Source organism: Micrococcus lylae (assembly GCF_900163825.1).
GTDB classification, from domain to species: domain Bacteria; phylum Actinomycetota; class Actinomycetes; order Actinomycetales; family Micrococcaceae; genus Micrococcus; species Micrococcus lylae.
Map to the genome: position 1 here is coordinate 1 of NZ_FUKP01000026.1, position 13635 is coordinate 13635.

At 71.6% G+C, this 13635-nt stretch carries 13 protein-coding genes; 7 read left to right on the forward strand and 6 right to left on the reverse strand.

Annotated elements, in window-relative coordinates; all coding sequences use genetic code 11:
- The first annotated feature begins 258 nt into the window (after positions 1-258).
- Both FM125_RS04250 and FM125_RS04255 read left to right on the forward strand, forming a co-directional pair.
- Positions 259-1230, forward strand: coding sequence for a potassium channel beta subunit family protein (locus tag FM125_RS04250; protein ID WP_245232027.1), 972 nt, complete (start codon positions 259-261; stop codon positions 1228-1230).
- Positions 1231-1291: 61 nt separating this feature from the next.
- Entirely contained in the window at positions 1292-2209 is a 918-nt protein-coding gene (locus FM125_RS04255; protein ID WP_087133752.1) for a hypothetical protein, read from the forward strand.
- 20 nt (positions 2210-2229) lie between these two features.
- Here FM125_RS04255 and FM125_RS04260 read toward each other — a convergent pair whose 3' ends face one another.
- Positions 2230-2976 (reverse strand): CDP-alcohol phosphatidyltransferase family protein, encoded by a 747-nt coding sequence (locus FM125_RS04260; protein WP_087133753.1) that lies wholly within the window; start codon positions 2974-2976, stop codon positions 2230-2232.
- Between the two features lie 295 nt (positions 2977-3271).
- Between FM125_RS04260 and FM125_RS04265 the strand changes: the two genes are divergently transcribed.
- The 5 genes from FM125_RS04265 to FM125_RS04285 all read left to right on the forward strand — a co-directional run bounded on the left by FM125_RS04265 (position 3272) and on the right by FM125_RS04285 (position 9222).
- Positions 3272-4348 (forward strand): 2,3-butanediol dehydrogenase, encoded by a 1077-nt coding sequence (locus FM125_RS04265; RefSeq protein WP_070639934.1) that lies wholly within the window; start codon positions 3272-3274, stop codon positions 4346-4348.
- Positions 4349-4469: 121 nt separating this feature from the next.
- On the forward strand, positions 4470-5507 hold the full coding sequence (locus FM125_RS04270) for a Bug family tripartite tricarboxylate transporter substrate binding protein (protein ID WP_083315374.1): 1038 nt from the start codon (positions 4470-4472) through the stop codon (positions 5505-5507).
- Positions 5504-6112: a tripartite tricarboxylate transporter TctB family protein gene (locus FM125_RS04275; protein WP_245829793.1), complete on the forward strand. Its 609-nt coding sequence runs from the start codon at positions 5504-5506 to the stop codon at positions 6110-6112. Before FM125_RS04270 ends, FM125_RS04275 begins: the two co-directional genes overlap by 4 nt.
- Entirely contained in the window at positions 6112-7662 is a 1551-nt protein-coding gene (locus tag FM125_RS04280; RefSeq protein ID WP_070639852.1) for a tripartite tricarboxylate transporter permease, read from the forward strand. The genes FM125_RS04275 and FM125_RS04280 overlap by 1 nt, the downstream gene beginning before the upstream one ends.
- 162 nt (positions 7663-7824) lie before the next feature.
- Positions 7825-9222, forward strand: coding sequence for a sodium/glutamate symporter (locus tag FM125_RS04285; RefSeq protein WP_067189110.1), 1398 nt, complete (start codon positions 7825-7827; stop codon positions 9220-9222).
- 30 nt (positions 9223-9252) lie between these two features.
- Here FM125_RS04285 and FM125_RS04290 read toward each other — a convergent pair whose 3' ends face one another.
- From FM125_RS04290 to aroA, 5 genes are all read right to left on the reverse strand, one after another.
- Positions 9253-9648, reverse strand: a complete 396-nt coding sequence (locus FM125_RS04290; protein WP_067189118.1) for a FluC/FEX family fluoride channel — start codon at positions 9646-9648, stop codon at positions 9253-9255.
- Positions 9645-10199: a hypothetical protein gene (locus FM125_RS04295; RefSeq protein WP_087133754.1), complete on the reverse strand. Its 555-nt coding sequence runs from the start codon at positions 10197-10199 to the stop codon at positions 9645-9647. The genes FM125_RS04290 and FM125_RS04295 overlap by 4 nt, the downstream gene beginning before the upstream one ends.
- A complete protein-coding gene (gene hisN, locus FM125_RS04300; protein ID WP_425435783.1) occupies positions 10192-11046 on the reverse strand; it encodes a histidinol-phosphatase in 855 nt (284 codons plus the stop codon). The genes FM125_RS04295 and hisN overlap by 8 nt, the downstream gene beginning before the upstream one ends.
- 76 nt (positions 11047-11122) lie before the next feature.
- On the reverse strand, positions 11123-12229 hold the full coding sequence (gene rsgA / locus FM125_RS04305) for a ribosome small subunit-dependent GTPase A (RefSeq protein ID WP_087133756.1): 1107 nt from the start codon (positions 12227-12229) through the stop codon (positions 11123-11125).
- Positions 12230-13635, reverse strand: a 1406-nt coding sequence (aroA, locus tag FM125_RS04310; RefSeq protein WP_425435784.1) for a 3-phosphoshikimate 1-carboxyvinyltransferase, incomplete at its 5' end; no start/stop codon positions are given.

The window sequence follows — 13635 nt, forward strand, 5'->3', positions numbered from 1 at the left end:
CACCTACGCGGATCCGCCTTGGGCTTCCGGAATCTCACCAACTACATCGCTAGGTCCTTGCTCGAGAGTGGAGGATTCAAGCCCCGTCTACACCCTCGATTGTGAAGAGCCACATAATGCCTAGTCAACGCCGGATTGGGGGATAGTCCCGCCGGCTCCACTCACCACCACGGGAAGGCCCCGGAACCCTCACGGTTCCGGGGCCTTTTCACGTCCGTGGGCTCTGAACTGTGCAGGCACCGGTAGTAGCGTGGAGCCATGAGCGACATGATCTACAACCGTCTCGGTTCCTCCGGCCTCCAGGTCTCCCAGTTCAGCTTCGGCTCCTGGGTGACCTTCGGCACCCAGGTCGACGTGGGACTGGCCAGGGACCAGATGGCCGCCGCCAAGGAGGGCGGCGTCAACTTCTTCGACAACGCGGAGGTCTACGCCGGCGGCGAGTCGGAGACCATCATGGGCCGCGCCCTGTCCGAGCTCGGCTGGCAGCGCCACGAGTACGTCGTCTCCACCAAGCTGTTCTGGGGCATCCATGACGGCGTGGTGAACATGAAGAACACCCTGAACCGCAAGTACCTGATGCAGGGCATCGACGGCTCCCTCGAGCGCCTCGGCCTGGACTTCGTGGACCTCGTCTTCTGCCACCGCCCGGACCCGAACACTCCGATCGAGGAGACCGTCTGGGCCATGAGCGACATGATCAGCCAGGGCAAGGCCCTGTACTGGGGCACCTCCGAGTGGAGCGCGGACGAGATCCGCGCCGCCTGGAACATCGCCGAGCGCCACCACCTGCACAAGCCCGTCATGGAGCAGCCGCAGTACAACCTGCTGCACCGCACCAAGGTGGAGAAGGAGTTCGCCCGCCTCTACGAGGACATCGGCCTCGGCCTGACCACGTGGAGCCCGCTGGCCTCCGGCATCCTCTCCGGCAAGTACGTGGACGGCATCCCGGCCGGCTCCCGCGGCGCCCTGAAGGGCTACGACTTTGTGAAGGACTCGATCGCCGACGAGCAGATCACCGCGAAGATCCGTCAGCTCGTGGACCTGGCGAAGGAGCTCGACGTGACCGCCGCCCAGCTGGCCCTGGCCTGGACCGCGTCCAACCCGCACGTGTCCACCGTGATCCTCGGCGCCTCGACCGTGGACCAGGTCCAGGAGAACCTCGAGGCCCTCGACGTGATTGAGCTGGTGACCGACGAGGTGCGCGAGCGCCTGGAGACGATCTTCGTCTGAGCGGCTGAGGTTCCGACCTGAGGCGGATGTCCAGCCGGTCCTCGGCGAGGAGACTGGAGCAGTGCTCGCCCTGTTCTCCCTCACCGAGGTCCCGCTGGTACGTTCCGTGTCCTTCGACCCGGACGTGCTCGTGAAGGTCAGCGGCGCGGACCGGATCGGCGGACTGCGCAGTGTGAACGTGCGTGAGGTGGATGTGCTCCACGACCTCCGCCCGGCCCAGGCCGAGGCCGTGATGGAGGCGGTCGGGGCCATGCTGAAGGACTCCCTGGCCCGCCGCGTCTGCCTCTGGCTTGCCGCCGTGGATTCCGTGGACCTGCCGCGTCTGCAGGAGCTGTTCGGTGAGGCTCTCGTCGTGGCGGGCCCGCTGTGCCCGGTGCCGGAGCAGTGGCGGCTGCGCCTGCCGGACGCCGTCGAGCTCGTGCCGATCGCCGTCAATCCCTCGACCCTGATGCGCTTGAAACTCGCCGGCACGGACGTCGAGCAGGCCTGGGCACGCCGTCACCTCGAGGGCCTGGACTCCGCCCGCCTGTCCGGCGCAGACTTACGGGTGCTCCGGGACGGCGGCGTGGACCTGCTCGAGCGCTCCGGCCTCTACCGGACCCTGCACTCGCCGGTCTTCTGGGCCTACACCGTGGTGATGGCCTACTCGCTGTGCCGGGCGCTGCCGGTGCTCTGGGTGCCGCACTTCCACGGCAACATCTGGGCGCTCTGGGGGATCGACGTGGTCACCGCCGTCCCGTACACCTGGGGAGTGGTGACGCTTGTGGCCGGCCGCACGTGGCGGTGGCGCCTGACCGGTCTGATCGTCACCCTGGTGACGCTGATGGCCCCGTACGTCTACTTCTGGAGCCACGGCCGCGGCTACCCGCCGATCGTGGATGTGATCATCGGGGTGCTCATCGCAGGCGCGGTGCTGCTGGAGGTCGGCCGCTGGCTGCGGGACCGCCGGGTGGCGGCTGCCGTGCGCGCCGCGCGCTGACGCCCTCCGGCGTCTGCTGCTCAGGCGGCGGGCCCCTCATCGACCGGGTCGGTGGCCTTCGCCCCGCGGAGCGCACCGGCCACGGTCCGCCATACACAGGTGAGCAGGAACCAGGCTCCGGTGGCCCAGAACACCATGAACAGCCAGGTCGGCCGTACCGGGTGGATCGCCACGAGCCAGCCTGCGGAGATGGTCCAGGCACAGACCGCGAGGATGTTCAAGGCCATGAAGCGGCGCACACGGAACGGGTGGGTGTAGTGCGTCGGCACCAGGGTCAGCACTGCGAGCACAAGCGTCACCGCGATGTTCACCACGGCACCGGTCTGCATCACCCACAGGGCCACAGCCACGATGTTCCACGCCGCCGGGAACCCGACGAAGTAGTAGTCCGCGGACTTCCACTCCTCGTTGGCGTAGCAGAACATCGAGGACACCAACACGACCACCAAGAGGATCATCGGCAGCGGTCCACCGCCCCACGGTAGGTGCAGGTACATGAACAGGGCGGGGATGAACGTCCAGGTCAGGTAGTCCACCACGATGTCCACGGTGCCGCCGTCGAACCACGGCACGTGCCGCTTCACGTCGGCTCTGCGCGCGAGGGTGCCGTCCACGGCGTCGACCGCCATGGCGACACCGAGCCAGAGCCACATCATGGCGATTTCGCCCTGGATGAGCGCGAGGACCGCCAGGGCGGCGAACAGGAAGCCGGAGAGCGTGAAGGCGTGCACGCACCAGGCGAGGATGCGCTGAGCGGGAGAGTTCACGGTGTGGCTCCTGTTCGGATCGAGGCGGGGCCTCCGGACGTAGACAGGCACTGATCGTAGACCCTGGGGCGGGAGGATCCGGGACGGCGTCGGGCGCGCCGCCACAGGTCCTGCCCAGGTCGCCGCGCGGCCCCCGTCGGCTTTCATCTGCCTGCTTCCCGACGACGGCCGCCCGCATCCGCTCGACGGCTCGCCGCGGTGCCGGAGGCGAGGGGTGTCCCGTGCCGGTCCGCCAGGAGCATGCTGGTGGTGTCCCCTCTTCACCGACCACGCCAGGAGGTTCCCCATGAGCACCATGCGCGCCGCTCGCTTCCACGGACAGAAGGACATTCGCATCGACGAGATCGACACCCCCACCGCCGGCCCGGGGCAGGTGCTGGTGGACGTCGCCTGGTGCGGCATCTGCGGCACGGACCTGCACGAGTACCTCGAGGGCCCGATCTTCGTCCCGCAGCCCGGCCACCCCCACCCGGTCACCGGGGAGGAGCCGCCGGTCACCATGGGCCACGAGTTCTCCGGCGTCGTCGCCGAGCTCGGCGAGGGCGTCACCGACCTCGAGGCCGGCGACCACGTGGTGATCGAGCCGTACATCATCCGTGAGGACGTGGACACCGGGCCGGAGTCGAAGACCTACCACCTGTCCCAGGACATGAACTTCATCGGCCTCGGCGGCCACGGCGGCGGCCTGGGGGAGAAGGTCGCCGTGGACCGCCGCTGGGTGCATCGGATCTCGAAGGACGTGCCGCTGGACCAGGCGGCGCTGATCGAGCCGCTGACCGTCGGCTTCCATGCCGTCGAGCGTTCCGGGGTGAAGGCCGGTGACGTCGCCCTGATCGGCGGCGCGGGCCCCATCGGCCTGCTCACAGCAGCGGTCCTGAAGGCCCAGGGCGTCACGGTCGTCATGTCGGAGCTGTCCGAGCTGCGCCGCAAGAAGGCGGTCGAGTCCGGCGTCGCGGACCACACCTTCGACCCGCGGGAGACCGACGTCGTCGAGGAGGTCAAGAAGCTGACCGACGGCCGTGGAGCGGACGTCGCGTTCGAGTGCACCTCCGTCCAGGTCGTGCTCGACACGCTGATGGACGCGGTGAAGCCCCGTGGCGTGATCGTCATCGTCTCCATCTGGGGCCAGCGCTCGGACTTCGACATCCACAAGCTCGTGATGAAGGAGATCGACCTGCGCGGCACCATCGCCTACGTGAACAACCACCCGGCGACCATCGAGCTCGTGGAGTCCGGCAAGATCGATCTCGCCCCGTTCATCACCGGCAAGATCGGTCTGGAGGGTCTGGTGGACGAGGGCTTCGACACCCTCATCCACCGCAACGAGACCGCGGTGAAGATCCTCGTCTCGCCCTCGGGCAAGGGGCTGTGACCCCCGCTCGGATCCCGTGATCCGGTCCTGAGGTGATCGGGGGCTCCTGGATGCAGTACGATCGTCCGACCTGTGACGCCTGTCACGGATTTCACTCGTCGCTCGCCCTTCAGGAGCCCCCATGTCACCGTCCCACCGTCACGCGGGTCAGAAGGCCGCCGCCCCGCCGGGCCGCACGATCGGCGTCGGCACCGTCGTCTTCGCCCTCATCGCGGTCGTATCCATCGCGGCCGCGTCCTTCTTCTCCGTCCGTGCCGCGGGCACGGACGACGACCTGCGGTCCAACCTGACCTACATCGCCCCGGCCGGCGTCGGCGGCGGCTGGGACTCCTTTGCGCGTGAGGGCCAGCAGGCCATGCGCAGCGAGGGCATCGTGAACAACGTGCAGGTGGTCAACATCCCGGGTGCCGGCGGCACCATCGGGCTGAGCAACTTCGTCACCAAGTCCGGTCAGGCGAACACGATCATGGCCACCGGCGCGGCCATGACCGGCGGCATCGCCACCAACGACTCCCAGTACACGCTCGAGGACGTGCGCCCGATCGCCCGCATAGCGGAGGACTACAACGCGTTCATCGTGAAGGCGGACGCCCCGTGGAACACCATGGAGGAGTTCGTCGAGGCCTGGAAGGCCGACCCGAAGGGCATGGTGTGGACCGGCGGCTCCGTCGGGTCCATCGACCACCTGGTGATCGCCCAGCTGGCCATCGACGTGGGCATCGACCCGAAGGACCTGACCTTCATTCCGAAGGCCGGCGGCGGCGAGTCGGTGCAGTCGCTGATGGCGGGCACCGCGGACATCGCGGTGACCGGCTTCAACGAGGTCGGCGACCAGATCGACGCCGGACGGGTGAAGGGGTTGGCCATCACCGCTCCGGAGCGCTTCGACGACTACCCGGACCTGCCGACCTTCAAGGATCTCGGCTACGCCGTGGACCTGGTGAACTGGCGCGGCATCGTGGCCGCCCCGGGCGTGTCGGACGAGGAGTTCGCCTCCCTCGAGCAGATCGTCACCGAATCCCGTGACTCGGCCTCCTGGAAGGACTCCCTGGAGCGCAACCGCTGGGAGGACTCCTTCCTCACCGGCCCCGAGCTCATCGACTTCATCCGGGAGGACCAGGCCAAGGCCCGCGAGCTCGTGAAGGAGCTGGGACTGTGAGCATCCACCAGAAGACCGCTGCGCAGGCACCCGCCTCCGCGCGCACCGCACCCGAGCCGTCGGCAGGCTTCGGTCACGGCCGCTCGGGACTCGTCGTCCCGCTGATCCTCGCCGTCTTCAGCACCTACCTGCTGATTGGCGTGCTGACCATGGAGGTGCCGGAGGGCACGGATCCGCCGGGTCCGACCTTCTTCCCGACCATCGTGCTGGTGGCCGGCTACGTGATCGCCGTGCTGCTGGCGCTGCGGATCTTGAAGACCCCGGAGCCGGCCGAGCCGGCGACCTTCGGCGAGCACGACGACGTCTCGGACGAGGAGCGACGCGCCGCCGAGGAGGCCGCGGCCGTGCAGTATCCGACGTTCACCGACTGGCGCTGCGTCGCCTGGGCCGTCGGCGGATTCCTGGCCTTCGCCGCACTGCTGCAGTTCGCCGGCTGGATCCTGGCGGCCGCACTGCTGTTCTGGTGCGTGGCCCGGTCCATGGACTCCCGCACCCCGCTGCGTGACGTGGTGGTGGCGTTGACGGTGTCCTCGATCGTCTACCTGGCCTTCGGCGTCGCCCTGGGCCTGAACCTGCCCTCGGGCCTGATCGGAGGTGGCTTCTGATGGAGGCACTGTCCCTGCTCATGGAGGGCTTCGCCCACGCGTTCACCCCCATGAACCTCGTGTTCGTCCTCGTCGGATGCCTCCTCGGCACCGCGGTGGGCGTCCTGCCCGGCCTGGGCTCGTCCATGGCCGTGGCGCTGCTGTTGCCGATGACGTTCGCCCTGGACCCGACCGCCGCGTTCATCATGTTCGCCGGCGTCTACTTCGGCGGCCTGTTCGGCGACTCGACCATGGCCATCCTCATGAACACCCCGGGCCAGGCCTCGGCGATCGCCTCCACCTTCGAGGGGCACAAGATGGCCCGTGCCGGCCGCGCCCCGCAGGCGTTGGCCACCGCGGCGATCGGTGCGTTCATCGGTGGCATGGTCTCCTGTGTGCTGGTGGTCTTCCTGGCCCCGGCGCTGGCGGACCTGTCCGCGAACTTCGGCCCGGCCGAGTACTTCGCGCTGGCCCTGTTCGCCTTCGTGGCGACCTCCTCGGTGGTGGCGGACGACGTCCTGAAGGGCCTGCTGGCCCTCGTGCTGGGCCTGGGCATCGCCACGGTCGGCATCGACTCGGTCTCCGGCGCGGAACGCTTCTCCCTGGGCGTGCCGCAGCTGTTCGACGGCGTCTCCCTGGTGACCGTCACCGTCGCGCTGCTGGCCCTCGGCGAGGTCTTCCACGTGGCCTCCCGCATCCGTCGCGACCCCGCCGCCCGCTCGATCCCGTCCGCCGGTCGGCCGTTCCTGTCCGGCGCCGAGTTCCGCGAGGCGCTGCCGGCCTGGCTGCGCGGCACGGGCATCGGCCTGCCGTTCGGCGTGGTCCCGGTGGGCGGAGCGGACGTGCCCACGTTCATCGCGTACGGCGTGGAGAAGAACCTGGACAAGCGCCGCACGACCCCGATGTTCGGCAAGGGCGCGATCCGGGGCCTGGCCGCCCCCGAAGCCGCCGGCAACGCGACCACCGGCACCGCCATGGGGGCCCTGCTCGCCCTGGGACTGCCGGTCTCGGCCACCGCGGCGATCATGCTGGCCGCCTTCCAGCAGTACGGTCTGCAGCCGGGCCCGCTGCTGTTCGAGCGTGCGCCGGACCTGGTCTGGGGCCTGCTGGCCTCGTTCTTCATCGCGATGATCGTGCTGCTGGTGCTGAACCTGCCGTTCGCCCCGCTGTGGGCCAAGCTGCTGCTGATCCCGAAGCCGTACCTGTTCGGCGGCATCGCGGTGTTCTGCGGCCTGGGCGTCTACGCCACGTCGGCGTCCACGTTCGACCTGTTCCTGCTGACCGGCCTGGGCTTCCTCGGATTCCTGATGCGCCGCTACTCGGTGCCGCTGGCGCCGCTGCTGATCGGCATGGTCCTCGGCCCGCTCGCCGAGACCTCGCTGCGCGACGCCCTGATGTCCTCCGGCGGCGACTACTCCGTCTTCGTCGACAGCGGCATCACGATCGCGGTCTACGTGCTGCTTGCGCTGGCCATCGGCATCTCGATCGTCGGCCGCGCCCGCGCCGCCCGCGCGGAGAAGACGGCCGCCGGGTCGGCCGTCGAGCACGAGGAGGTTCCGGCCGGACGCTGACCGCCCCCATTCCCGGCGACGGCCCCTCACCCGGCCCTGCCGGCCCACCCTCCGCGGTGGGCCGGCAGGCGGAGGCGAGGGGCCGTCGTCGTGCCCTGGCACCGGTAGAGTCCTGCCGGAGGGCCGCCACCGGGGTGCCCCCGGCGTGGAAAGGCTCCTGGCATGGATGCTGCACTGTTTCGTGAGACCCTCATCGGCGACGTCGGGCTGATCGGCATCCTGCTGCTCGTCGCCGTCGTGCTGCGGGCCAAGGTCCGCTTCTTCCAGTGGCTCGTGATGCCGGCCCCGGTGATCGCCGGGCTGCTGGGGTTCCTCCTCAGCCCCCAGGTGGCGGGCACGTGGGGCCTGGGCGTCGGCGGCTGGACGTTCACCGGCCTGCCGTTCTCCGCGTACATCGGCTCCTACACCACCCTCCTCATCGCCGTGGTGTTCGCCTGCATGGCGCTGTCCCAGTCCTTCTCCTTCACGAGGATGAACGGCCCGCTGGCCGGGTTCGCCGGGTACGGGGTGCTCATGTCCGCCGGGCAGGTGGTCGTCGGCATGCTGTTCGTGCTGCTCCTGCTGGGCCCTGCGATGGGCACCTCGGACGGCATCGGCATGGTGCTGTTCGCCTCCTGGTCCGGCGGGTTCGGCACGTCCGCCGCCCTCGGCGACGTCTTCGCCGGCGCCGGACACCCGGAAATCACATCCATCGCCTTCACCTCGGCCACCGTGGGCATGCTCTCCGGGATCACCGGCGGCGTGGTCCTGGCCAAGATCGGCTCCGTCCGCGGCCACACCCGGGCGTTCAACACCGCCGACGCGTTCACCCCGTCGGTCCGCACGGGCGTGCTGGAGCACGACGACCGCCCGGTCGCGGCCCGCCACACCATGTCCGGCTCGTCCCTGGAGACCCTCACCCTGCACGTCGCCCTGGTCGGCGTCGTCCTCGCCCTCGGCTGGCTCTTCATGACCACCACCGCAGACCTGCTCGGCGACTTCGCGCTGCCGCTGTTCGCCAGCGCCTTCCTGGCGGGCATCGTGGTGCGGTGGTGCGTGGTCCGCAGCGGCGCCGTCCGCGTGATGGACCCGAAGACCTTGAAGTCCCTGTCCGGGATGGCCTCGGATCTGCTGATCGTCTGCGGCATCGTGTCCATCGAGCCGGCGTTCGTGGCGGACCATCTCACGGAGCTGGTCCTGCTGTTCGTCCTCGGCCTGGCGTTCTGCCTGTTCCTCGGGCTCGTGGTGGCCCCGCGGTACCTGGGCGAGAGCTGGTTCGAGAAGCAGATCTTCACCTGGGGCTGGGCCACCGGCTCCGTGGCCACCGGCATCGCCCTGCTGCGCATCGTGGACCCGGAGCTCGAGTCCGGGACCGTGGAGGACTTCGGCTACGCCTACATGCCGCTGATCCCGGTGGAGGGCGCCGCGGTGGCGGTCGCGCCCCTGCTGATCGTCGCCGGAGCGCCCTGGGCGGTCGTGGCGATCTGGGGCGTCATCGCCGTCCTCGGCGCGGTGGTGATGGTGCGGCAGGGCGGCCCGGCCGAGCAACGCACGGGTCCGGCCACCGCCGCCCGAGTCTGACCGTCCCGAGGGCCGTCCCCGCGGGCCGGTTCAGAGGGGCGGCTCAAGGGCCCAGGCGCCCACCCAGAACCCGACGACGAAGGCGACAACGCCCAGGCCCAGGTGCAGCGCCCAGATTCGCGCGGCACGGGCCAGAGCGGCCTTGCGGGTGCCGGCATCCGCGGCGGCGTCCACCGCCTGCAGAGCCAGCGTGGAGAAGGTGCCCAGGGCCAGCGCGAACGTCGCGGCGACCGGGAGCGTGAACGGCGCGTGCGGCAGGGCCGAGAGCAGCGGCACGGCCGCGCCGAGTACCAGCGCGGCGAGCACATTGGCGGCGAGGACACCCCGCGGGGACAGCCACCGGTCCAGGGCGAAGCGGAGCATGGCGCCGCACGCGCCGGCCAGGGCCGTGGCCGGCAGCAGGGCGGGGGAGTCCAGCAGGGTCATCGTGCGGCCTCCCGCGCCGGGTCCGCAGCCCCCGAACGGGACCCGGCACGAAGCCCCGCCCAGGCGCACAGCGTGCCGGCGGCGGCGACCGCAGCCACCAGCAGCAGCCCGGCGCCGAGACCGCCGAGGATCCGCTCGGCGGACGCCGTGCCCGGCGCGGACAGCGCTGCGGTGACAGGGGTGCCCAGCAGCGCCGCCAGCGCGCTGAAGGAGGTGTAGGCGCCCAGCACCCCGGTGCCCAGGGCAGCGGTCACCCGTTCGTCCCACGGCGCCCGGGACGTCCGTGCCCGGCCGTTGAGCAGGCCGAGCAGGAACGCGCCGAGCAGGTTGGCCACCACCATGGCGGGGGTGCTCCCCGCCGCGGGGCCGAACAGGGCCAGACCCGGGCCGTCCAGCAGCGCGTGGGTGCCGGCGTTGAGCAGCACGCCCACGGCGCCGCCGAGACCGACCCACAGCACGAGGGGACCGGGCAGGCGGCGGTGCGGGGACGCCGTCGGGAAGGGGGAGGCGGGGCCCGGGCCGGTGGCTCCCGGGCGGGCCGGCTCAGCCATCGGCGCGCAGGCGGCCGAGGACCTCCTCGTGGAGGTGGCCGTTGGTGGCCAGGGCGTTGCCGCCGAAGGGACCCTCCTGGCCGTCCAGGGAGGTGAAGCGGCCGCCGGCCTCGCGGACGATCGGCACCAGGGCGGCCATGTCATGCAGGGCCAGCTCCGGCTCGCACGCGATGTCCACGGCGCCCTCGGCCAGCAGCATGTAGGACCAGAAGTCGCCGAAGGCGCGCACCCGCCACACGTCCGAGGTCAGCTCCAGGAACGGGCGGATCTGGCCGCGCTCGCGCCAGCCCTCCAGCGAGGAGAAGGACAGCGAGGCGTCCGAGAGCTCGGAGACGCCGGAGACGTGGATGCGCTCGGCGCGCGTCAGGGAGGTGCCTGCGAAGGCGCCCTGCCCGTTCGCGGCCCACCAGCGGCGGTGCAGGGCCGGGGCGGAGACCACGCCGAGCACCGGCTCGCCGTCCTCCAGCAGCGCGATCAGCGTGGCCCACACGGGGACGCCGCGCACGAAGTTCTTGGTGCCGTCGATGGGGTCGATCACCCAGGTGCGGCCGTCCCGGCCCTCGGTCTCGCCGAACTCCTCGCCCAGGATGCCGTCGCGGGCACGGGCGCGGGACAGGGCGGAGCGGATGGCCTCCTCGGCGGCGGTGTCCGCATCCGAGACCGGCGTCAGGTCCGGCTTCGTGGAGACGTCCAGGTCCAGCGCCCTGAAACGGGACATGGTGAGGGAGTCCACATTGTCCGCGAGCATGTGGGCCAGGCGCAGGTCTTCGGTGTGGTCCTTGTGCTCCCGCGGGGCACGGGCGGCGGGGGAGGTGGTCTCGGCTCCGGTGCTCTCCATGGGCCCCACGCTATCCTGTCCGGTCCGCCGCGGGGCAGAAGGAGCCGCCGATCCTCAGGGCGTCCACGGCGCAGAACGCCGCGGCTCAACCTTCCTGGGGCGCCTCCGAGGACTCCGAACCCGGCTCCGAGGTGCCGGCGCGGTTGGCCAGCAGGCGACGCAGGGACTCCAGACGGTGGGCGCCGGCGGCACCGGCCTTCCCGGCACGGACCCAGGGGTCCAGGCCGCAGTCCCCGTCGTCCCTCAGGTGGGTGCAGCCGGGCTGGCAGTCGGCCAGGGCGCCGGAGAGGTCGTCGAAGGCCTCCACCACGCGGTCCGGCTCCACCCAGCCCAGGCCGAAGGAACGGATGCCGGGGGTGTCCACCACCCAGGTGTGCGGCACGGGGTTCCCCGCGGCGTCCGGCAGGGGCACGGCCAGCGCGGAGGAGGAGGTGTGGCGGCCGCGCCCGGTGACGGCGTTGACGTGCCCGGTGGCCCGGTCCGCGCCGGTCAGCGCGTTGAGCAGGGTGGACTTGCCCACGCCGGAGGGACCCACGAAGGCGGCGGTGTGCCCGCGCAGCCGCTCGGCCACCCGCTCCACCAGTGAGGCGTCCAGGTCCGTGTCCCCGGTCTGCTGCTCGAATGCGGAAGCGCCGGAGGTCATGACCTCCAGGTCCAGGTCCTCGTAGTGGCGGACCAGGTCCACCGGGTCCTTCAGGTCCGTCTTGGTGATCAGCAGCAGCGGGTGGATGCCCGCGTCGTAGCAGGCCACCAGTGCGCGGTCGATGAAGCCGGTGCGCGGCTCCGGGTTCGCCGCGGCCACCATGATCACCAGGGTGTCCGCGTTGGCCACCACCACGCGCTCCACGGCGTCCGAGTCGTCCGCGGAGCGGCGCAGCACGGTCGTGCGCTCCTCGATGCGCACGATGCGCGCCAGCGTCCCCGGCCGCCCGGACAGGTCCCCGACCACCGCCACCCGGTCGCCCGTGGCGATCGGGTTCCGGCGCAGCTCCCGGGCGCGCATGGCGGTCACCGGAGCGTCCTGGCCGTCCAGGGACACGGTGTACCGGCCGCGGTCCACGGTGGTCACCATGGCGATCTGCGCGTCCTCGTGCTTCGGCCGCTGCTTGGTACGCGGCCGGGAGCCCTTCTTGTTCGGACGCACGCGCACATCCGACTCGTCCCAGGCGTTCGGGTCCACTCGACGGCCCACTCAGGCCTCCTCTCGGCGCACCAGCGCCTCCCACATCGCCGGGAAGTCCGGCATGGTCTTCGCGGTCGTCCCCACGTCCCTCACCGTGGTGCCGGGCACCGCCAGCCCGACGACGGCCGCGAACGTGGCCATCCGATGGTCGTGGTAGGTCCGTGCCTCCGCCGGCGTCAGGTCCCCGGCGGCACCGCTCCCCGGGAAGTCCAGGCGGTCGGCGCCCTGACTCACGTGGACGCCGAAGCGGGCGGCCTCGGCGGTGAGGGCGGCCAGGCGGTCGGTCTCATGCCCGCGCAGGTGGCCGATGCGGGTGAGCTGCGTCGGGCCCTCGGCGAGCAGCGCCAGGGCGGCGACGGTGGGGGCGAGCTCGGCGGTGTCCGGCACCTCGCCGGCACCGCAGACGACCGGGTCGCCGGCGGCGTCGCGGCCGCCGCAGACCTCCAGGACGCCGTGCGCCGGGTCCTCTGCGTCCGGGATGAACTCCACCCGGGCGCCGAAGGCCGGCAGGATGTCCCGCCAACGCTGCCCGATCTGGGTGGTCTCGGCAGGCCAGCGCGGGATGCGCACGGTGCCTCCGGTGACCGCCGCGGCGGCCAGGAACGGGCCGGCGTTGGACAGGTCCGGCTCCACGGTCATGGCGAAGGGGCGCGGGCGGGCCCCGGGGACCGCGAAGGTCCTCGCGTCCAGGGCCTCGGCCGGCACGCCGACCTCGGTCAGGGCCGCGAGCGTCATGCCCACGTGCTCCGGGCTGGGGACCGTGGCGCCGGCGTGGCGGACCGTCAGCCCGCCCGGATACGCGCACGCGCTGAGCAGCGCCGCGGAGAGGAACTGGGAGGACTCGGAGGCGTCGAGCTCGAGGTGGCGGGAGCCGTCGTCGGGAAGGAGGGGAAGGGCCTCGGGAACGGCGAGGGTCAGCGGGAGACGGCCGGGCTCGCCCTCCTCCGTGACCTGCACGCCCAGGCTCCGCAGGGCCTGGATCGTGGCGCCCATGGGACGGACCCGGGCGCCGGGGTCCCCGTCCAGGCGGACGGTGCCCGGTCGCAGGGCGGCCACCAGCGGCAGGAAGCGCATGACGGTGCCGGCCAGGCCGCAGTCGATCTCCACGGGCGCCGGCAGCGGCTCCCCGATCGGCAGGCCGGTGACATGCAGGGCGCCGTCCGCGCCGTCCGAGAACCCGGCGCCGAGGGCGGTGAGCGCGGTACGCATCAGGTCCGTGTCCCGGCTGCGCAGCACCCCGTGCAGCGTGCAGGGCCCGGAGGCGAGCGCGGCGAGCACCAGCCAGCGGTTGGTCAGGGACTTCGAGCCGGGCAGCTCCACGGTGCCCTCCACCGGGCCGGTCGCGTGCGGTGCCGGCCACGGGTCCGGCCAGGGCCCGGCGCCTGCGGCGGCAGGGGGCGGGGCGGGGCAGGGGG